Origin of the sequence: Halosegnis rubeus (assembly GCF_009184545.1) — an archaeon.
GTDB lineage: Archaea > Halobacteriota > Halobacteria > Halobacteriales > Haloarculaceae > Halosegnis > Halosegnis rubeus.
In genome coordinates this window covers 366,060-384,399 of the sequence record NZ_QJOW01000003.1, presented here as the reverse complement: position 1 = coordinate 384,399, position 18,340 = coordinate 366,060, and the positions used below count along the sequence as shown (strand labels likewise).

18 protein-coding genes and 1 pseudogene are annotated in these 18,340 nt (G+C 66.2%); 11 read left to right on the top strand and 8 right to left on the bottom strand.

Features of this window, described 5'->3' with window-relative positions:
• Both DMP03_RS14930 and DMP03_RS09585 read left to right on the top strand, forming a co-directional pair.
• Nucleotides 1-112: pseudogene (locus DMP03_RS14930) on the top strand (RNA-guided endonuclease InsQ/TnpB family protein); the annotation flags it as partial.
• A gap of 128 nt (nt 113-240) precedes the next feature.
• Nucleotides 241-1,647, top strand: coding sequence for an ATP-binding protein (locus DMP03_RS09585; RefSeq protein ID WP_152120454.1), 1,407 nt, complete (start codon nt 241-243; stop codon nt 1,645-1,647).
• 348 nt (nt 1,648-1,995) lie between these two features.
• Here the strand turns inward: DMP03_RS09585 and fer are convergent, their stop codons facing one another.
• Together fer and DMP03_RS09575 are read right to left on the bottom strand one after the other, a co-directional pair.
• Entirely contained in the window at nt 1,996-2,385 is a 390-nt protein-coding gene (gene fer / locus DMP03_RS09580; RefSeq protein WP_152120453.1) for a ferredoxin Fer, read from the bottom strand.
• A 52-nt stretch (nt 2,386-2,437) separates the two neighbouring features.
• On the bottom strand, nt 2,438-3,568 hold the full coding sequence (locus DMP03_RS09575; protein WP_152120452.1) for an inorganic phosphate transporter: 1,131 nt from the start codon (nt 3,566-3,568) through the stop codon (nt 2,438-2,440).
• A gap of 85 nt (nt 3,569-3,653) precedes the next feature.
• On the opposite strand from DMP03_RS09575, the gene hisA reads away from it, so the two are divergent.
• Complete coding sequence (gene hisA, locus DMP03_RS09570; protein ID WP_152120451.1) at nt 3,654-4,370, top strand: 1-(5-phosphoribosyl)-5-[(5-phosphoribosylamino)methylideneamino]imidazole-4-carboxamide isomerase; 717 nt, start codon at nt 3,654-3,656, stop codon at nt 4,368-4,370.
• 224 nt (nt 4,371-4,594) lie between these two features.
• Nucleotides 4,595-5,182, top strand: coding sequence for an imidazoleglycerol-phosphate dehydratase HisB (hisB, locus tag DMP03_RS09565; protein WP_152120450.1), 588 nt, complete (start codon nt 4,595-4,597; stop codon nt 5,180-5,182).
• Here hisB and DMP03_RS09560 read toward each other — a convergent pair.
• Complete coding sequence (locus tag DMP03_RS09560; RefSeq protein ID WP_152120449.1) at nt 5,179-5,742, bottom strand: hypothetical protein; 564 nt, start codon at nt 5,740-5,742, stop codon at nt 5,179-5,181. The two genes, hisB and DMP03_RS09560, sit on opposite strands and share 4 nt — an antisense overlap.
• 766 nt (nt 5,743-6,508) lie before the next feature.
• Here DMP03_RS09560 and DMP03_RS09555 point away from each other — a divergent pair.
• Together DMP03_RS09555 and DMP03_RS09550 are read left to right on the top strand one after the other, a co-directional pair.
• Nucleotides 6,509-7,012, top strand: a complete 504-nt coding sequence (locus DMP03_RS09555; RefSeq protein ID WP_152120448.1) for an amino acid-binding protein — start codon at nt 6,509-6,511, stop codon at nt 7,010-7,012.
• Nucleotides 7,009-7,626: an IMPACT family protein gene (locus tag DMP03_RS09550; protein ID WP_152120447.1), complete on the top strand. Its 618-nt coding sequence runs from the start codon at nt 7,009-7,011 to the stop codon at nt 7,624-7,626. The genes DMP03_RS09555 and DMP03_RS09550 overlap by 4 nt, the downstream gene beginning before the upstream one ends.
• A 187-nt stretch (nt 7,627-7,813) precedes the next feature.
• On the opposite strand, the gene DMP03_RS09545 is transcribed toward DMP03_RS09550, so the two are convergent.
• Nucleotides 7,814-8,224 carry a ribbon-helix-helix protein, CopG family gene (locus tag DMP03_RS09545; RefSeq protein ID WP_152120446.1) on the bottom strand — a complete coding sequence of 137 codons (411 nt, stop codon included), beginning with the start codon at nt 8,222-8,224 and terminating at the stop codon, nt 7,814-7,816.
• A gap of 93 nt (nt 8,225-8,317) precedes the next feature.
• Here DMP03_RS09545 and hisI point away from each other — a divergent pair, with 93 nt between their 5' ends.
• Both hisI and DMP03_RS09535 read left to right on the top strand, forming a co-directional pair.
• A complete protein-coding gene (hisI, locus tag DMP03_RS09540) occupies nt 8,318-8,692 on the top strand; it encodes a phosphoribosyl-AMP cyclohydrolase (protein WP_152120445.1) in 375 nt (124 codons plus the stop codon).
• Nucleotides 8,689-9,819, top strand: coding sequence for a DUF7118 family protein (locus DMP03_RS09535; protein ID WP_152120444.1), 1,131 nt, complete (start codon nt 8,689-8,691; stop codon nt 9,817-9,819). The genes hisI and DMP03_RS09535 overlap by 4 nt, the downstream gene beginning before the upstream one ends.
• A 48-nt stretch (nt 9,820-9,867) precedes the next feature.
• Here the strand turns inward: DMP03_RS09535 and glmM are convergent, their stop codons facing one another.
• Nucleotides 9,868-11,226, bottom strand: coding sequence for a phosphoglucosamine mutase (glmM, locus tag DMP03_RS09530; RefSeq protein ID WP_152120443.1), 1,359 nt, complete (start codon nt 11,224-11,226; stop codon nt 9,868-9,870).
• An 81-nt stretch (nt 11,227-11,307) separates the two neighbouring features.
• On the opposite strand from glmM, the gene DMP03_RS09525 reads away from it, so the two are divergent.
• Together DMP03_RS09525 and prs are read left to right on the top strand one after the other, a co-directional pair.
• A complete protein-coding gene (locus DMP03_RS09525; protein WP_152120442.1) occupies nt 11,308-12,084 on the top strand; it encodes an HVO_0234 family beta-propeller protein in 777 nt (258 codons plus the stop codon).
• A gap of 123 nt (nt 12,085-12,207) precedes the next feature.
• Nucleotides 12,208-13,053, top strand: coding sequence for a ribose-phosphate diphosphokinase (prs, locus tag DMP03_RS09520; protein WP_152120441.1), 846 nt, complete (start codon nt 12,208-12,210; stop codon nt 13,051-13,053).
• Here prs and DMP03_RS14780 read toward each other — a convergent pair.
• The 3 genes from DMP03_RS14780 to DMP03_RS09505 all read right to left on the bottom strand — a co-directional run bounded on the left by DMP03_RS14780 (nt 13,044) and on the right by DMP03_RS09505 (nt 17,991).
• Nucleotides 13,044-14,459: a PGF-CTERM sorting domain-containing protein gene (locus tag DMP03_RS14780; RefSeq protein WP_152120440.1), complete on the bottom strand. Its 1,416-nt coding sequence runs from the start codon at nt 14,457-14,459 to the stop codon at nt 13,044-13,046. The genes prs and DMP03_RS14780 overlap by 10 nt on opposite strands.
• Nucleotides 14,460-14,532: 73 nt before the next feature.
• Nucleotides 14,533-17,709 (bottom strand): isoleucine--tRNA ligase, encoded by a 3,177-nt coding sequence (gene ileS / locus DMP03_RS09510; RefSeq protein ID WP_152120439.1) that lies wholly within the window; start codon nt 17,707-17,709, stop codon nt 14,533-14,535.
• Between the two features lie 54 nt (nt 17,710-17,763).
• A complete protein-coding gene (locus DMP03_RS09505) occupies nt 17,764-17,991 on the bottom strand; it encodes a hypothetical protein (protein ID WP_152120438.1) in 228 nt (75 codons plus the stop codon).
• A gap of 104 nt (nt 17,992-18,095) precedes the next feature.
• On the opposite strand from DMP03_RS09505, the gene DMP03_RS09500 reads away from it, so the two are divergent.
• Entirely contained in the window at nt 18,096-18,311 is a 216-nt protein-coding gene (locus tag DMP03_RS09500; RefSeq protein WP_152120437.1) for a hypothetical protein, read from the top strand.
• Nucleotides 18,312-18,340: the final 29 nt, after the last annotated feature.

The window sequence follows — 18,340 nt, the reverse complement described above, 5'->3', positions numbered from 1 at the left end:
ATCCACGCCTGTGGAGACTGCGCTCCCTACGGACACCACTTCGGTGTCTGCAAAGCGCGTCATCGAAACAGGAAGCCCCACCCTCAACGAAGCCACAACAGTGGCTGAGTAGGGTGGGGTAGTTCACTACCGTACTTGCGTATTCGAGATGCTGTTGCCTCAACTACCGTAGTTTGAACTACGATAGTTCAGACTACGCTAACTGTACGTTTTATGTGCTGGCGAGTCGAAGGTGGAGGCATGCCCACATTCGTAAACCGGGAACAGGAACTCGACAGACTCCACGAGTTATACGAGAGTGGGTCCGCGGCGTTGGGCGTCGTCTACGGACGTCGCCGGATGGGGAAGACGGCCCTCGTCGTCAAATCCATCGAAGACCGTGACGACGCGGTGTACCATCAGGCTGCACACGGGACGACGGAGCAACAGCTCGATTCCTTCATCGGTGATGCCGCAACGGTGTTCCCGGGGGTAAACCGGATTCGAAAAGACTGGGAGAACGTTCTCACGTTCCTCGCTGAACAGAATGCGACCGTAATCATCGACGAGTTCCCGTATCTCGTAGACGAAAACGAAGCGCTCCCCTCCCTCATTCAGCGAATCTGGGATCACGAAGTCGCTGATACGTCCGCGACCTTCGTGTTGACCGGCTCGGCAATCGGGATGATACACAAAATCGCACTCGACGGGAGTTCACCGCTGTACGGTCGGATATCGAAACGCCCGAACGGGAAACTCGAAATCGGCCCGCTACCGTTTGCTGCCGCCATGGAGTTCTTCCCGAACTACGCGCCAGCCGAACAGGTTATCGCATACGGCGTGTTCGGGGGGACACCGGAGTACCTCCGGGCTGTGGACGACACGCAGTCACTCCAAGGAAACATCACGGGGACCCTGCTGCTCCGTGATGGCAGCCTCCACGAGGAGCCCGAGGACGTCCTGTACCGAGAGCTGGACGAAGTGGACCGCTATTTTGCCGTTCTGAAAGCGATGGCAGAGGGGAACCACAAGCGAAACGAGATCATCCAGGCAGCGAGCATCAACGCCAACAGCGCGAGTTACTACCTCTCTCGCCTACGGGAACTCCAGATAATCGAGCAGGAGCACCCAGTAACGGTTGACCCGTCCCGGAGTCGAAACAGTCGGTATCGAATCCGAGACCAACTGTTCGCGTTCTGGTTCCGGTTCGTCCACGGCCGTTCGTCTCGGTACGAAGTGTTCGGAGAGGACGCGTACGACGAACTGGTCGAACCGCATCTTCCGGACTTCGTGAGTTCGTCGTTCGAACGACTCTGCCAGCGAGCAGTTCTCTACGAGTACGGGGGCGTGTACACGTTCACGGAATCCCCGAGTCGGTGGTGGGACACCGACGGACGCGAGATAGATATCGTGGCCCCGACCAACGGCGACACGCTACTGGTCGGGGAAGCGAAGTTCCAGCAACAACCGATAGGGTACGACGTTCTCGCCCAGCTCGAACGGGAGGCACCCGAAATCGAGTGGTCGCCGACCGACGGCGACGTGAACTACGAGTACGCACTGTTCAGCCGAAGCGGGTTCGCATCCTCAGTGGAGGAAGCGGCTGGGGAGCGTGACGATCTCAGACTGTTCACAGTTGACGACGTCGTTGAGACCCTGTCCGGTTAGCTGGTCCCGAGAGTCGCTTCCGTTCGTGTGCAGCGACAGTGGGGGCGAACGAGAACACGAACGCAGCGTCGTCTGAGGGAGGTGGCTGAACGAAAATCATCGGAACGGGTCCGAGAGAAGGCGGGAGGTCAGCACACCGACTGACAGTATGAGGTACGTGTTATCAACACGACTATTCTGTCCCGCAAGCGATCAGAACGAAAGCGGAAAGCGCGGATTCTGAACGCAGTCGGTGCTACAAGCAAAAACGGTTCGGAGAGAGCGATTTCAGGCCGGAAACGGCTGGTCTGAACTGTCGCTACCCCTCGAAGGGGCCGCGGCTGTTTAACGAGCGTTATACGCCGTTATCTAGATGACGCGGTTCTGGAGGTAATCGAGGTGCTTCGCGTTGTAGACGATTTTGACCTCGTCGGTCGCGGGCGAGCCGATGCAGGTGAGTCGGACGTTCTTCTCTTCGACCTCCTCGTCCGAGAGGATCTGCTGCATGTCCATATCGATGTCGCCCTCGACGGCGATCGACGCGCAGTTCGCACACGCACCGGCGCGACACGAGAAGGGCCAGTCGTAGCCCTGTGCCTCGGCCGCCTCGAGGATATACTCGCCCTCGTTCACCTCAAGCTCGCCGTAGTCTTCCCCGTCGAGACCGGCGTCAGCCGCTTCCTCGAAGAGGTTGTCGTCGTTCATCGACCAGCCGTGGTCGTCGAGCACTTCGTAGTTGAGGTATTCTACAGTTGGCATCAACAGTTATATTGTACCCGGCTATTGTTAAAGCTCGCCTTTTCGCTGACCCTCAGCCCAACACGACCGGGAAGACGACCGCGAACACGACGAAGGACGCGACCGCGGCGAGCGTCGGTGTCGCCAGCCAGAGGGTGATGACCCGCCCCGTCGCCGCCGGGTCGAACAGGTCGTTCGCCGACAGCTCTTCGGTTTCCTCTTCTCCGATTGGTCGGATTTCCTCGTCGTCGGTGTTGAGCGAGTCGACGCCGGGCTGGACCGTCTCGGTGGTGTTACCGCCCATGGCCGTCGTCGCCACGTCGACGAGCCGGCTCGTCCGGGTGGCACGCCCCCACCCAAGCCCGATGATACACATCGTCGCAGAGACGGCAAGCGACGCTGGAATCCCCAGCTCGGAGAGGAAGGTGATGAGCGTCGCCGACACCGTCTCGACGATGAGTGCGGCGAGCAGCGGCAGGTCGGTCAACCCCGTCCCGACCGTATCGAGGGTTCGCCGGGCGATGGTGAACGCGCCGACCGCGATTGCACCCCCGGCGAGAAAGACACCCTGACTCGCCGTCAGTTGGCCGGTGCCGCCGGCGACGAGTGGAGCGACCGCGTTCGCGACGTTCGAGGCCCCCGCGGAGTAAGCCATGTAACAGCCGATAGCGACGACGAGAAACCGGGTGATCATCCGCTTCAGCCCGGTCGCTTCCTCCAGTGCGAACCACGAGTCCAGATACGGGTAGAAGTAGCGGCCAATCATCGTACACACCCAGAAGCCGATCAGCGGAGCGACGAGCCACCACACCATGATCTGGCCCATCACGGCCCACTGGAGCGCCCGCTCTGCCAGTCCCATCCCGGCGATTGCGCCGACGGCGGTCATCGAGGTCGAGGCGGGGACGCCGAACAGATTCGAGATGAGCAGCGCCAAGCCGACAAACAGCAGGATAGCGACACTCGCGATCAGCGTGAAGTAGCTCGCCGGGACGATTTCACCGCCCATCGTCTGGATGACGTTGCGACCGGAAAACCAGCCGCCGGCGAAGGCGAAGACCGTCATGAGCGCGGCCGCACCGCCCTTTCCGATGATGTCGCTGCCGACCGCTGGTCCGAACGCGACGCCCGTCGACGATCCACCGATGTTGAAACCGACGAACGCCGCGACGACCAAGCCGAGAATAAGCAGTGGCGATAGCATACATATCGTATCGCGAACTCGGGGTTTAATCTCCGGGGTTCGAGCGAACCGGCGGATTTACCCCCCGAGCGAGCGACCGCCGGATATGTACGATTCCTTCTCCGTCGTCCCCGCCGTTGACATGCAGGACGGCGAGGTGGTCCAGCTGGTCGGTGGCGAACGCGACACCGGCACCCGGTACGGCGACCCGGTCGAGGCGGCCGAGCGCTGGGTCGGCGCCGGCGCGGAGAGTCTCCACCTGGTCGATCTCGACGGAGCATTCGAGGGTGAGCGCGTCAACGCCGACGCGGTCGAGGCCATCGTCAAGGCAGTCGACGTACCGGTGCAGGTCGGCGGCGGGATTCGCACCGCCTTGGACGCCGGCGACTTGCTCTCACTGGGCGTCGACCGCGTCATTCTCGGCACCGCTGCCGTCGAGGACCCCGACATCGTCACGCGCATCTCCGAGATGTACGCGGACAGCGTCATCGTGAGCCTCGACGCGAAGGACGGCGAGGTCGTCGTCGACGGCTGGACCGAGGAGACGGGACTCGACCCCGCGGAGGCGGCCGGTCGCTACGAAGGGTTAGGCGCGGCGGGGATACTCTTCACCGACGTAGACGTGGAGGGGCAACTGACTGGCGTGCGCCGCGAGCCAATCGAGGCAGTCACCGAGGCGGTCGACATCCCGGTCATCGCATCCGGCGGCGTGGCGACGCTCGACGACATCCGGACGCTCCGCGAGGTGGGCGCGGCGGCGGTCGTCGTCGGGACGGCGCTTTACGAGGGAAAGTTCACGCTCGAAGACGCGATGTCGGTCTGACGCCCGCGAAGCAGGCCGTAGACGAGCCCGCTGGCCGCAGCAGCCGTCACGGGGACGACGCCAGTAGTCGGGGAGTCGTGCGCGCCGCCAGCCGCGTCACCCGAGGAACGACTGCCTGTAACATACCACCACACCGTGTCTCAATCCACTTAGCCAGCAGGGCGGTGAGAGTCGCCGACGCTGTCCACCACAACCGTCATACCGACGCCCGCGGAACGTCGCGTATGAGCGAGCGAACGGCGGCGGTCACCCGCACCACCGGCGAGACGGATATCGAGGTGACGGTCGCTATCGACGGCGACGGCGACGCCACCATCGACACCGGCATCGGCTTCTTCGACCACATGCTCCGAGCCCTCGCCACCCACGGCCTGTTCGACCTGACCGTCCGGTGTGACGGCGATTTGGATATCGACGACCACCACACCGTCGAGGACGTGGCAATCACGCTCGGCGAGGCGTTCGGCGACGCCGTCGGTGACAAGCGCGGCATCGTCCGCTACGCCGACCGCCGCGTTCCCCTCGATGAGGCCGTCGGCTCCGTTGTGCTCGACATCTCTGGTCGCCCCTACTTCGAGTGGGACGGCGAGTTCTCACAGGAACAGATCGGTGCGTTCACGAGCGACATGGCCCGCCACTTCTGGGAGTCGTTCGCCATGCACGCGAACGTCACCCTCCACGCCGGCATCGAGGGGCGAAACGCCCACCACGAGACCGAGGCGCTGTTCAAGTCCGTCGCACGCGCGCTGGACGACGCCACCCGCTACGACGAGCGCCGGACGGACACGCCGTCGACGAAGGGGACCCTCTAGGGTCGCCGGAGTTCGTCGTCTGCGACCCGGAGTCGCCCGCGTGCGTCTGCTTCCTCCAGAATCTCCTCGACCTGTGACTCGGCGAGGTCGTAGGCTCCGGCGGCCATCTCGACGGCGTCGGCGCGCGGAATCGGGAGTTCCCGCCCGTCTAAGAACCGGACCACCTTCCGGTAGCCCGACGGCACGGCCGTTCGTGTCGATTCGGCGGTCGCGTCCGACGCTCCCGACTCAGATTCTTCCCAGCTGGTCTCGGCGTCGACTGCCTCCGTTTCTGTCTCCTCGCCTTCCTCGGCGTCCGGGACCGTCGGCTCCGGGTCGCCGTCGAGTGCGGTGTCGGACGGTTCGGCGGTGCGTGTCGTCACGTCCTCGCGGCCGGGTTCCACGTCGGCGGCGGTCTTCGCGTCGAGCAGCGGGTCGAGGATGGAGGCGAGGGCGTCCCGACAGTGAGAACACAGGACCATGCGTTTCCCGTCACCGTCGGGGTCGTACTTTGCCGGGAGTACGTCGAACGTCCCGGTGGGCGGTTCACCACAGAAGTCACAGCCGGCTACCTCGCGCATGGTCGTCGTGGGTTTGGCCCTCGTATTAATTCGTTGCTGCGTGGGGTGTCGGACTGTTGTCGATATTCTGGATGTTGTAGCTACGCTTGCTTCTACAGCACCACTGGCAGATTCAGCTTCAGCACCGCGACCACGCTCGTTGCTTGGCATCGGGGAAACCGCACCGCGGCCGCACCGCGCGCTCGCGTGTCGCTGCGCTCCCGCTCGCTGGCCCGCAGCCTCCGGCCGCTCTCCCAACCCTTCCCCGGACCGCACACGCGCCACGGGCGCGGTGCGGTAGGCCATCGCCTCCGTTGCCTGTGCGGTGGCGTGAGCCGGCGCGCCTCGTGCGCGCCCGTCGTCGCGAGGTCGTCGCGAGGGCACCGAGCGACGGTTTGTCAGAGCTTGCTCTGACAGTGGACGAGTGAGTGAAACGAACGAGTCGGCTGGGGAGGCGTGTGGGCGGTGTTGTCGGGTGGGGCTGGAAGGGGCGGGCGTGTCGCGTTCACCCGGTCGGTTCCGTGACCACTATCGGGAACGAGCGAAGCGAGTGACCGATATGTCACGGAGACAGCGGGAGAGCGACGCTCTCCCAGGCAGCCGGCGGTACAACCGCCGGCAAGACCGCGACACGCCCGGGGCTTTCGAATTGGTCCCGACAGACCAATCACCAGACGACACGCCCGGAGCTTTCCGAGGGTAAACACCAGAGCGTCCAGAGAAGTCAAAAAGCCACCCACAGCCAGACGAGCGGAACAGCCAAACCCCGAGGCCACAACGCCCAGGTATGTTCGACGAAATCATGGCGAAGTTCGCCGACTCGCCCGGCCAGCGGGCGGTCGTGCGACTGCTGCTCGAACGCGGCTTCTCCGTCAACGCCGACGGGCGCGTGGTCTCGGGGGGCATCGAAATCCCCAACACCGGGCTGGCGCGAGAGGTGGGCGTCGACCGCCGGGTGGTCGACGCGACGACCGACGCCATCCTCGACGACCCGGAACTCGAACGCGTCTTCCGCAACATCTCCGCGATTCCGTCGCTGATGGACCTCGCGCCGGTGCTCGGGTTGACGGTGTTGACCATCCACCCGAACACCGCCGAGGTGCCGGGCATCGTCGCGGCCGTCACCACCGCCATCGCCGACCACGACATCTCCATCCGACAGACCATCTCCGAGGACCCCGAGTTCACCGACGAACCGAAGCTCTACGTCGTCACCGACGAACCGCTCCCCGGCGAACTGGTGACCGACCTCCAGACGCTGGAGTTCGTCCGGAAGCTCGAACTCGAATGAGCGGGGACGGCGAGCGGGACAGCTACCGCACCGTCGCGGGCGCGGCACGGACCTCCTTCGAGGTCCGCGGCTCGGAGTTCATCGGTCACGTCCGGCCGGTCGACTCGGCCGAAAGCGCGGAGGCGTTCATCGCGGAGGTCCGGAGTGAGTACGACGACGCGACCCACAACGTCCCCGCCTATCGGGTCCGAGACGACCCGTTTCGCGAGTACAGCAGCGACGACGGCGAACCCTCCGGCAGCGCGGGCAAGCCGGCGCTGAACGTCTTACAGGGACAGGAGCTAGAGAACGTCGCCGTCGTCGTGACGCGCTACTACGGCGGGACGAACCTCGGGGTCGGCGGCCTGGTGAGCGCCTACGGACAGGCAGTCAAAGACGCAGTCGAGGCGGCGGGCACCACGGAGCGCGAGCCGCACGAACAGTTCGCCGCGACGGTCGCGTACGACGACTCCGGGACCGTCCAAGGCATCCTCGACTCGGCGGGCGTCGAGTACGAGGCCGACTACGGCGAGGACGTGCAGTTCGTGGTGTCGGTGCCGGTGGCCGACAACCTCGCCCTCCGTGACCGACTCCGAAGCGCGACGAGTGGCCGCGTCACTATCGAGGAGCGCTGACGACAAATCGCCAGACAGCGACGTGTCTGACGCACGGCAGACGAATCTTCCGGTGGAGGTCGGATGCGATCGCAGTCGGCGACATCTGCATTCGAAGGAGGGGGGTTCGCGCCGCTGGCGGGCGTGGACGACGCCGGACCTATCGGTACTTGGGTGGAGCATATCAACCCATCGAAGGTCGGAGAATTCAGCCGAGCCGGAACGACGGTTCGTCTTCCTGTTCGCCGTCTAGATCCTCCAGCTGGATGACCTCCTCGTCGGAGTCATCTTCCAGCTGCTGGGAGAGCTTCGTCACGTACCGCTTGTACTCGTCAAGCTGTTCGCGCAAGTGTTCGGCTTCGAGTTCCAGCCGCTCGTGTTCGCGGATGAAGCTCTTCGGCACCTCGACCTTCGGCGGGAACGACTCCTCGTCGGCGTCGGCGTCGCCGATTTCGTGTTCGGGAACGACCTCTACCTGTCCGTCGTGGGCAACGAGCGTCTCGACGTAGTCGCGAAACACCGCCGACAGCGAGATGTCGCGCTGTTCGGCGATCTCACGCAGGGTCTCGAACGCGTCCTCGTTGACCCGGAAGGAGATGGTCTTGTTCTTGTTGCCCATCGTTGTCGGTACTCCCTGTTCCACGCGTATAAACGTTCGTCAGACGTTGCCACGGGTGAAAAGACCTATTCGGCGCGCTGACCCACTCGCGGTATGAGCGAATCCGTGACGGTCGATTTCGGCGAGGATGGGCTCGTCCCCGCCGTCGCCCAATCCGCCGAGGACGGCACCGTCCTCATGCTCGCGTACGTGAACGAGGAAGCGCTTCAACGCACCCGCGAGACGGGCGACGCCCACTACTACTCCCGCTCGCGAGAGGAACTCTGGCACAAGGGCGGGAGTTCGGGCCACACCCAATCGATAGAAGAGATTCGCGTCGACTGTGACGCCGACACCCTGTTGTACGTGGTCGAACAGGAGGGTGGAGCCTGTCACACCGGCTTCGAGTCCTGTTTCCACCGTACACTCGACGGAGCGGAGGTCGGCGAGCGTGTCTTCGACCCCGACGAGGTGTACGACGACGGATGAGCGACGCCCCCGACCCCGAACGCGCGCGCGCCGCGCTCCGCCGGGCCGCAGACGAGTACGAGCGCGTGCGCGAGGCAGTCGAGGAAGCGGGCGGAGAGTCGGCCGTCCGGCAGACGACCGGCGCGTACCGGCGCTTTCGTCGGTTGCTCGCGGACAACGAGGAGTCAGCGACCGGCTCCGGCTTCCAGGAGTACATCCAGTTTCAGGAGGCCGTCGCCTCGGCGACCGAGGAGCTAGACGAGTCGATGCCGGCCTACGAGGCGTTCGAGGCGGCCGACGACGCCGTCCACGTGAACCGCCTCTCGGCGAGCGACTTCGAGAACGCCCGCGAGGCGCTCGACCCCGCCCGCGAGTACGCCGACCTGCTCGTGGAGTGGGAGGCGGCCGGGGAACTGCTGCGCGAGACGCGCCGCGAGGCCGGCGACCGGCTCGACGCGCTCGACGACGAAATCGAGACGGCCGAGCGACTGCTCGAACTCGGCGAGGCAGACCTCGGTGCGCCCGTCGAGCAGTTGCGCGACCCCATCGAACGATACAACGAGGGCGTCCTCGCCGACTTCGAACGACTCAAGCGCGAGGCGTCGGCTCGTGACCTGTTCGGCGTCATCGAGAGCGCCGACAGCTACCCGCTCGTGGAGTTTCGCGACCCGCCGACCCGGATGCGCGAGTACGTCGAATCCGACCCGGTTGGCGAGGAGCCGGTGAAGACTCTCTTGGAGTACGCCGACTACTCCGCCGAGAAGTTGGGCCACTACGTCGACAATCCGGGCGATTTGAACCGGTTCGTGGCGACGAACCAGACGTATCTCGCGAATCTGGACGCCTCGCCGCTGACCGTGGCGTACCCGCCGCCAGAGGCCGGCGAACTGGAGTACGAGTGCAAGGAGTACATCGCCGTCTGCAACCGGTTTGCCGACGAGGAGACGCTGGCCGCGTTGCGCGAGGTACGGTCGCTTCCGAGCGAGACCGAGTACGAACGGCTCCGCGAGGCGGCTGAATCCCTCGAAACGCTGACCGACGAGGAACGCGACCGCCTGCAAGCCGGCGAGGTCGAACCGCAGTTGGAGGCGTGTCGGACAGAGCGCGCGGCGCTCGAAGAGACACTCGACGCGACACCCGAGCCGTGAATCCGTCGGCGCGTCACGAACCTTCCTCGCCGGGAGCCGCCGTGTCGACTACTCGAGCGCGGCGCGCAGACGCTCGTGGACGCCACCGACCAGCGACTCTGCGCGGTCGCGGTCGCGCGCCTCGGCGTAGATTCTGACGACCGGCTCCGTTCCGGAAGGGCGCGCGAGCACCCACGCGTCGCCGTAGTCGAGCCGGTAGCCGTCGGTCGTGGTCGGCTCCGCGTCGGCCGCCTCGGCGTAGCTCTCGACGGCCGCGAGCAGGGCCTCTCGTTCGGCGTCGGAGTCGTACTCGACGTTGCGCCGGACGTTGACGTAGCCGCCGTAGTCCGCGACCGCCTCGCTGGCCGACTGGTCGGCGAGCAGTTCGAGGAAGCTGGCGGCGGTGTAGGCTCCGTCGCGCGCGAGCCGGTAGTTCGGGAATAAAATCCCGCCGTTCCCCTCGCCCGCGACGGGGACGTGTTCGCCCTCGTTCTGGAGCTCGCGGATGCGGGTGATGATGTACGTCGAGCCGATAGGCGTGAGTTCGAGGTCGGCGTCCACGCGACTGGTCACGTCGACGAGCCGCTGTGAGACGTTGACCGCGGAGACGGCGGTGTCGCCGGCGTCGAGTCGCGCCTCGGCGAGCGCGGCGAGCGTGGCATCCCCTTCGATGTAGTCGCCGTGTTCATCATAGAAGATGGCGCGGTCGGCGTCACCATCGTGGGCGATTCCGACATCGGCGTCGGTCGCCCGGACGAGCGCACCCAGGTCATCCAGGTTCTCAGCGACCGGTTCGGGGTCGCGCCCGGGGAAGTGGCCGTCCGGTTGGGCGTTGACCGTGACGACCCGGCAGCCGAGTTCGCGGAAGAAGTCGGGAGAGGTGAGCGCGCCGGCACCGTGACCGGGGTCGAGCGCGACCGTCAGGTCGGCGTCGGCTATCTGCTCGCGGTCGGCGACGGCGAGCAGTTGGTCGACGTACGCGCGGCGAGTGCTCTCGACGCGCTCGCTCTCGCCCGTCTCGTTCCACGGCTTCGTCTCGTAGCGGTCCGAGAGCAGGCGATCCTCGATGCGCTCGAGCGCGTCGCGCGACAGTTCGATGCCGTCGCCGCCGATGAGCTTGACGCCGTTGTACGCGGGTGGATTGTGACTCGCGGTAATCATCACGACGGGAACCCCCTCCCGTTCGGCGTACGCCTGCGCAGCGGGCGTGGGGGCGACGCCGAGTCGGTGTACGTCGCTGCCGACGGCGGCCAGTCCGCCGGCGGCGGCGTCGGCGAGCATCCCCCCGGTGCGGCGGGTGTCGCGTGCAACGGCGACCGTCTCGGCACCGAGCGTGGAGCCGGCGGCCTTGGCGACGCGACCGACGAACGCCGGCGTGATGGTTTCCCCGACGACGCCGCGAACCCCACTCGACCCGAAGACATTCATGGGGACTGCTTTCGCGGGCGCGACAAAGTCGGTATCGGTCCGAAGAGACACGGCTTTGTCGGCAGCGGTGACAGGTCGAGTATGAGCGCAGACGAGGACATCTCGCTGGAGGAGAAACGCGTCTACGCCGGCGGCTCCGCCCGACCCGCCTTCGTCGCCACCGATGCCGGTCTTGCCCGCGTCTCGGTCTCGGGCGACCTCGTGGGGGAGTTCGGACTGGCTGTGCGCGAGTCGGCGACGGACGTCGCGACCGCCGACGGCCGCGTCGTCGCTGCGACCGACGAGGTCCGACAGCTCACCGACGACGGGAGCCAAGCGCTCGGCTTCGCGGGGGCGAACGTGGTCGGCTTCGCCGATGGTATCGTGGCCGCCGGCGACGGCCGACTCGCGCGCTACGACGACGAGGCGTGGACCACCCTCGCAGAAATCGAGGGGGCGACCGCCATCGGCGACGGTATCGTCGCGACCGAGTCGGGCGTCGTCGGCTTCGGCGGCGAGTCTCGTGGACTGGATTCGGTGCGCGACGTGACCGGCGAGTACGCCGCGACAGCCGACGGCCTGTATCGGGGCCCCGACTGGGAGCAGATTCGCGAGGGGAGTTTCCGCGCGGTCGCGACGTACGAGAGCCGACTGCTCGCCGTCACCGATTCGGGGAGTTTGCTCGACCACGACGACGGCGAGTGGCGCGACCTCGACGCCCCAGGTGCGGTGGCCGACGCCGCACTCACCGCCGACGGTATCTACGCCATCACGACCGACGGGACCTTCCTCGCGGACGCCGGCGACGGGTGGCGCTCGCGCGTCCTCGGGCTTCCCGGCGCGCACCGGCTTGCCGTCCCGACCGCACGAACCGAGTAACGGCGGCTCAGGCAGCTTCCGAGATATTGTCACTCGCTGGACCGGTCGCAGCAAACGAACGAAACAGCGAGACACGGGAGTCGAAGAACAACACTTGTTAGCGAGCGGGCGGCACGGTCGGATATGATACTGCCGGGGTCGGCCTCACAGTCGCTCGCCGCCGCGCTCGCCGACCAACTGGACGAACCGCTCGCCGTCGTCGAGACCGAACATTTCGCCGACGGGGAGTTCAAGCTCCGGGTGCCAGCGGCGGGCGGCGACCTCGCTATCATCGTCGCCGCAACGACTTCCGCCGAGGCACACCTCGAACTGCTCCAACTGCAGGACCTCGCGCGGGAGGCTTTCGACGAGGTTGTGACCGTTCTTCCGTACATGGGGTACGCGCGACAGGACAAGTCGTTCCGGGACGGCGAGCCGGTGTCGGCGCGCGCGGTCGCGCGCGCCCTCTCGGCGAGCACGGACCGCGTCGTCGCGGTGAATCCACACGAGCCGGCTATCGGCGACTTCTTCGACGTACCCTTCGACGTTGTCGACGCCGCACCCCGACTCGCTGAGCCGCTACCCGACCTCGACGACCCGCTGTTTCTCGCCCCGGACGAGGGCGCAATCGGGCTGGCCGAAACCGTGTGTGACGCCTACGGCGACGGGAGCACTGACTACTTCGAGAAGACGCGTTCGTACGACACCGGTGACGTGACCGTCGAGCCGTCGGGGACGGAGCCGGCGGGTCGGACGGTCGTGCTCGTCGACGATATCGTCGCGACCGGCTCCACGATGTCGGCGGCCGTCGGCCAGCTCCACGAGCGCAACGTGGGCGAGGTGTACGTCACCTGTCTCCACCCGATGTTTGCCGCGAACGCGCGCTCGAAGTTGGCCGACGCCGGCGTCGCCGGCGTCTGGGGCACCGACACCATCGAGCGGCCCGCGAGTGCCGTTTCCGTCGCGCCCACGCTGGCCGACTACTTCTGACGGCGGGCGAGGAGACCAGCGCCGACGACCGCGCCGACAGCGACTGCACCACCGAATCCGGGCTGGCCCGGCGAACGCGTCGTCCCTGGCTCGGTGGCGGTCTCAGTACTCGTCGGCGTCCGTGTCCGAGTCGCTGTCTCGGTCGGCGTCTGGGTCGGCGTCGCTGTCACAGTAGCCGGCGGCGTCGGGGTCGCTGTAGCCGTCGCAGTCGGAGTCTCGACGCCCTGCTGGAACGCCGCTCGATGTTGGGATTCGGACCACGCTCGCGGCGTCGACGCCGTCTCGATGAGCCGTTCGGCGTTCGCCCGGACGGTCGCGTCGCCGGCCGATTCGATTGCGCCGTAGAATGCCGACAGCGACACCTGCCTGTCGATGCTGTTCAGCGCCGTCGCGAGCGTGGCGGAGCCGTCGGAGGCGACCCGAATCTGTCGGTCGAGTTCGCCCGCGACGAGCCGCCCTTTCACGTACGGAACAAACAGGTCTGACCACGTGTTCGGCTCCGCAAGGACTGCCCCGTCGTATCTCGCCGCGCGGCCGAGGAACTGCTGAAACTCGGCAAAGTCGATGCGGTCCTGTCGGAGCGTCTCCAGTGCGGCGTAGTAGTCTGCGCCCCCCTCGATTGACCAGCGCATCCCCGCGGTGGTGTCCGTCGGCTGGCGGGTGTGGACGTACTCGTGGAGCCAGACGTTGTTCGCCGCGTTGACGGGGAGGTCCGCGCGCACCCAGAAGTCGGCGGAACCGCGAGCGAGCCCCGACGGTCCCCACTGCACGCTCGTCGGCGCAGCGATGGCGACGTGTGAGCCGGCAGCGTCTCCGAGTTCGAGATTATCGGCTCCAGCCCCCAGCGTGTCGAGTATCGTCTCGGGGTTCGCGAGCGTCTCGCTGGCGGCGGGCACGACGAGGCGGAATCGCGTCTCGCCGGTCGTGCGCTCGTACGTCGTGTGCTCGCCGAGATACAGCATCGTCTCGCCGACGACACCGGGACCGTCGATTGCGTAGTTGGTCTCGATGGTCGGCGCGCTCCCGCGATACTGGTAGGAGAATCCCGCGCCGGGAGTCGGCGCGATGGCCCACACGCCGGTGTCGGCGTACTCGTGCCCGCGCGTGCCCGTCCGGTTGACGGGAAGCGCGTAACGTATCGACGGTGAGTCGGTCGTGGAGCGGTAGCCGTCCGTCGTCTGCTCGAAGCCGGTCGTCCCGCGCACGGTCGTCCCGTCAGGGAGTCGGGTCGTCACCTGCGACACGTCCGGCGGGAGGTCGAACGCCATCCGTATCTCGACCTGGCCCGGCGTCTCGGGCGTCAGCGAGGCGGTGAACGTCCGCGTTATCGTGTCGTCTCGTGTTCGGTCGCCCGCGGGCGATGCACCGACTGCTGCACCGACTGCGGGGGCGACGGCGAGCAGCAACGCGAAGACGACGACGAGCCGCGAGCCTCGTGATATACGTCACGAACGCGCGCCGAACGCTTGGATGTGGGGGTCAGTTCGCTCGCGTGACGCCGAGGGTCACCTCGACGCCCTCGATGTCGTACGCCTCGTGGAAGCCTTCGTCCACGTCGGCGAGGGTGGCGCGCGTCTCCTCGGCCACGAGGTCGTGGTACTCGACCACGAGGTCGGCGATGCGGTCGTCCGCTACCGCGATGTCGAGATGGATCTCCGCGTCGATATCGAGATCCAGGTCCTTGCGGGCCTCCTGGACACGGCGGATGATCTCGCGGGCGTACCCCTCGGCCTCGATGTCGTCGGTGAGTTCGGTGTCGACGTAGACGACGCCGCCCGACTCGCCGGCGACGCGGAACTCCGTCCCCTCGATGCCTTCCGGCGTCTCGGTGACGAACTCGACCATCTCCGGTGTCAACTCGACCTCGCGCCCGAGTTCCTCGGCGACCGCGGCCTCGAGCGCGTCAAGATCTTTCCGGGCGACGGTGACGCTGTTGAGCGCGTCCATCACCTCGCCGGCGTCGCCGCCGAAGGCCGGCCCGAGCACCGACATGTCGGCGCGGGCACCGTAGGCGAGCTCGTCCCAGTCTTCGGTCGCTTCGACGAGTTCGATTTCGCGGGCGTTGAGCCGCTCGCGCAGGAGCGCGCGCTGGCGGTCCACGCTGTCGGCGACGCCGTCGGCGTCGGCCGCGACGACGACTCGCGTGGCGGGCCAGCGGAGCTTGCGGCCGGCCTGTTGGCGGGCGTTCGCGCCGGCCTCCTCCACGGCGCGCACGGTCTCGATGTCCGCCTCCAACTGCGGTTCGTACCACGCCTCGTCGAACTCGGGCCAATCTTCCATGTGGACGGTCGGGTGACCCGACTCGCCGGTGAGCGTCCCGTAGATCTGCTCGGCGACGAGCGGCGCAAACGGCGCGAACAGCGTCACCGTCTTCGTGAGCACGTGGTGGAACGTAGCGTACGCCGCGGTCTTCGAGTCGGAGTCGGCTTCCGCCCACATCCGCTCGCGGACGACCTGGATATAAAACCGGGACACGTCTTCCACGAGGAACTCCAACAGTACGTCGAGCGCCTCGTCCTGTCGGTAGCTGTCCCACGCGGCGGTCATCTCCTCGACCGTCGTCTGGAGCCGCGAGAGCAGCCACTCGTCGACTGCTTCCAGTTCGCAGTCGGCGAGTTCGACCGCCTCGGGGTCGAACTCGTCCATCCGCATGTACGGGAGCGGGAACCGGAACACGTTCCAGAGGATGTTCAGGTCCCGCTGCATGTTCTCGGTCTCGTCCCACGAGAAGCGCATATCCTCGCCCTGCGGGTTCCGCGAGAGGAGGAACAGCCGCATCGGGTCCGCGCCGTACTCCTCGATGACCTCGCCCGGCTCGACGGTGATGTTCTTCGACTTCGACATGCCGCGACCGTCGGGCATGTTCGCGTAGCCGTGCATCAACACGTCCGAGTACGGTACCTCACCGAGAGCGGCAGTACCCATTCCCAGCTGCGACCAGAACCACCCGCGCGTCTGGTCGTGGGCCTCCATGATGAGGTCGGCGGGCCACAGCCGGTCGAACGCCTCGCTGTTGCCCGGATAATCGAGCGTCCCCCACGAGGCGACCGACGAGTCGATCCACACGTCGAACACGTCTGGAACGCGCTCGTAGGTCGTCCCGTCTTCGGTGATGGTGATGTCGTCGACGGTTGGCCGGTGGAGGTCGATGTCGGCGGGGTCGACCGCCTGGTCGGCTCGCTCTGCCAGCTCCTCGCGCGTGCCGACGATGACGGCCTCGTCCATGTCGCCGTCCCAGTCTTCGGGCAGCCAGATTGGGATGGGCGTCCCCCAGTAGCGCTGACGGGAGACGTTCCAGTCGGGCGATTCCTCGACGAAGTTCTTGAACCGGTCTTCTCGCGCCTCGTGCGGGTACCAGTGACTGTCGTCGATGTTGTCGAGCAGCTCGTCTTTCACGTCGGTGACGGTGATGAACCACTGGTCGGTCGCGAGGAAGATGATGTCCGTGTCACACCGCCAACACTGTCCGTAGTCGTGGGTGTACGTCTCGCTCGCGAGCAGGTAGCCGTTCGCGTCGAGGTCGGCGATGATATCGTCGTTGGCGTCGCGGACGAACTGGCCGGCGTAGTCGCCGGCGCGCGAATCATAGACGCCGTCGGAGCCGACCGGACAGTACACGTCTAATCCGAGTTCGTCGCCGCGCTCGAAGTCTTCCTGACCGTGACCGGGCGCGGAGTGGACGAGTCCCGTGCGGTCGACCTCGACGTAGTCGGCGTGGTACACCTCGCCGCTCCCCTCGAAGTCGGGGTACTCCGCCACCTCGTCGGCGAGCGGGTGGTCGTACGTCCAGCCGAGCAGTTCCGCGCCCGGCAGCGTCTCCAGCACGTCGTACTCCTGATACCGACCCTTCTTCAGAACGTCTTCGACGACGCCCTCGGCGACGTACAGCACCTCCGTCTCGCCGTCCTTCGTCGCCTCGACGGCCGCGTAGGTCACGTCCTCGTCGACGGCGATGAAGGTGTTCGCCGGCACGGTCCACGGGGTCGTGGTCCACGCGACGAGCGACCCCTCGCGCTCCGCGAGGGGGAAGTTCACGTAGATCGAGGGGTCCTCGACCTGATGGTACTCGACCTCGTTTTTCGCGATCGCCGTCTCACACCGGGGACACTGCGTGATGGAGCGTTTGCCGCGCTCGACCAGCCCGCGCTCGTGGGCCTGCTGGAACCCCCACCACACCGCCTCCATGTACTCCGTCGAGGCGGTCTTGTACGGCGAGTCCCAGTCCATCCAGACGCCGAAGGACTTGAAGTCCTCCTGGAGTCCCTCGAGCTGCTCGTCGGCGAACTCCTGGCAGGCGTCGATGAACGCCTCCATCCCGTACTCCTCGATGTCTTTCTTGTTCTCGAAGCCGAGCTTGCTCTCGACTTTCGTCTCGATGGGAAGCCCGTGCATGTCGTAGCCGGGGCGGTCGGTGACGTTGTACCCCTGCATTCGTTTGTAGCGGATGTAGGCGTCTTTCAGCGTCTTGTTCCACGTCGTTCCCATGTGGGCAGCACCGGAGGTGTACGGCGGCCCGTCCACGAAGAAGAAGTCCTCACCGTCGCGGCGATGTTTCCGGGTTCGCTCGTAGGCGTCCGTCTCCGCCCAGTACTCGAAGGTCGACTCCTCAACCTCGTCCGGGTCGTACTGCTCGGAGACCGGGGCGAATCGTTCCATACCACCTCTGGCGGGTGCGACCACAAAGACGAATCGGTCTCGCAGGTGCCCCCGTCAGAGCGCGCGCACTCGCGGCAACAGCCGGTCGCGGCCGACGAGAACCAACCCGCCGTACAGCGTGACCCCACCCATCACCGCGAACCAGAGTGCAAGCGCCGTACTCTCTCCGAGGCTGTTGAGTCCCGACAACTCCGCCGACAGTCCGACGACGGTGAGCACGAGCGTGAGCACCGCGTCGAACGCGAGCGGGGCCGTCTCTGCGAGCGTCTCTTCCAGTGTCATACGCTCGCTGGTCGGTACGCGGTTATAGTCTTTTTGAGAGCGACAGAATACCACGTCCGCTGAGTCGGTAGCTACTTCTCGCTCTCCACACCCAAATTCCGTGTATGCCCTCCCAAGCCGAACTGCTCGCGTCGATTCGCCGCTGGCTCGTCGCCGGCGTGCTCGCGCTCGGTGTCATCGCCTTCCAACTATCCTCGATTCAACAGGGCGTCGCCCTGCATCAGGGCGGGCTCCCAGACCTGATGCGACTCGTCGGCTTCCTCATCGCCGTCGCCGCGCTGGTCGCGCTGGTGAACGACGACTGGGAGCGGTATCGGTGAGCCGGGGTCGGACACGAAACGCTGGGTCG

Bases quoted from the DNA above. Each gene is read 5' to 3' on its own strand.
- hisB (WP_152120450.1), top strand. From the start codon at position 4,595: ATGAGCGAGCGAACGGCGGCGGTCACCCGCACCACCGGCGAGACGGAT.
- DMP03_RS09555 (WP_152120448.1), top strand. From the start codon at position 6,509: ATGTTCGACGAAATCATGGCGAAGTTCGCCGACTCGCCCGGCCAGCGG.
- glmM (WP_152120443.1), bottom strand. From the start codon at position 11,226: ATGAATGTCTTCGGGTCGAGTGGGGTTCGCGGCGTCGTCGGGGAAACC.
- DMP03_RS09545 (WP_152120446.1), bottom strand. From the start codon at position 8,224: ATGGGCAACAAGAACAAGACCATCTCCTTCCGGGTCAACGAGGACGCG.
- DMP03_RS09585 (WP_152120454.1), top strand. From the start codon at position 241: ATGCCCACATTCGTAAACCGGGAACAGGAACTCGACAGACTCCACGAG.
- prs (WP_152120441.1), top strand. From the start codon at position 12,208: ATGATACTGCCGGGGTCGGCCTCACAGTCGCTCGCCGCCGCGCTCGCC.
- DMP03_RS09550 (WP_152120447.1), top strand. From the start codon at position 7,009: ATGAGCGGGGACGGCGAGCGGGACAGCTACCGCACCGTCGCGGGCGCG.
- hisI (WP_152120445.1), top strand. From the start codon at position 8,318: ATGAGCGAATCCGTGACGGTCGATTTCGGCGAGGATGGGCTCGTCCCC.
- DMP03_RS09500 (WP_152120437.1), top strand. From the start codon at position 18,096: ATGCCCTCCCAAGCCGAACTGCTCGCGTCGATTCGCCGCTGGCTCGTC.
- DMP03_RS09505 (WP_152120438.1), bottom strand. From the start codon at position 17,991: ATGACACTGGAAGAGACGCTCGCAGAGACGGCCCCGCTCGCGTTCGAC.
- DMP03_RS09560 (WP_152120449.1), bottom strand. From the start codon at position 5,742: ATGCGCGAGGTAGCCGGCTGTGACTTCTGTGGTGAACCGCCCACCGGG.
- ileS (WP_152120439.1), bottom strand. From the start codon at position 17,709: ATGGAACGATTCGCCCCGGTCTCCGAGCAGTACGACCCGGACGAGGTT.
- fer (WP_152120453.1), bottom strand. From the start codon at position 2,385: ATGCCAACTGTAGAATACCTCAACTACGAAGTGCTCGACGACCACGGC.
- hisA (WP_152120451.1), top strand. From the start codon at position 3,654: ATGTACGATTCCTTCTCCGTCGTCCCCGCCGTTGACATGCAGGACGGC.
- DMP03_RS09575 (WP_152120452.1), bottom strand. From the start codon at position 3,568: ATGCTATCGCCACTGCTTATTCTCGGCTTGGTCGTCGCGGCGTTCGTC.
- DMP03_RS09535 (WP_152120444.1), top strand. From the start codon at position 8,689: ATGAGCGACGCCCCCGACCCCGAACGCGCGCGCGCCGCGCTCCGCCGG.
- DMP03_RS09525 (WP_152120442.1), top strand. From the start codon at position 11,308: ATGAGCGCAGACGAGGACATCTCGCTGGAGGAGAAACGCGTCTACGCC.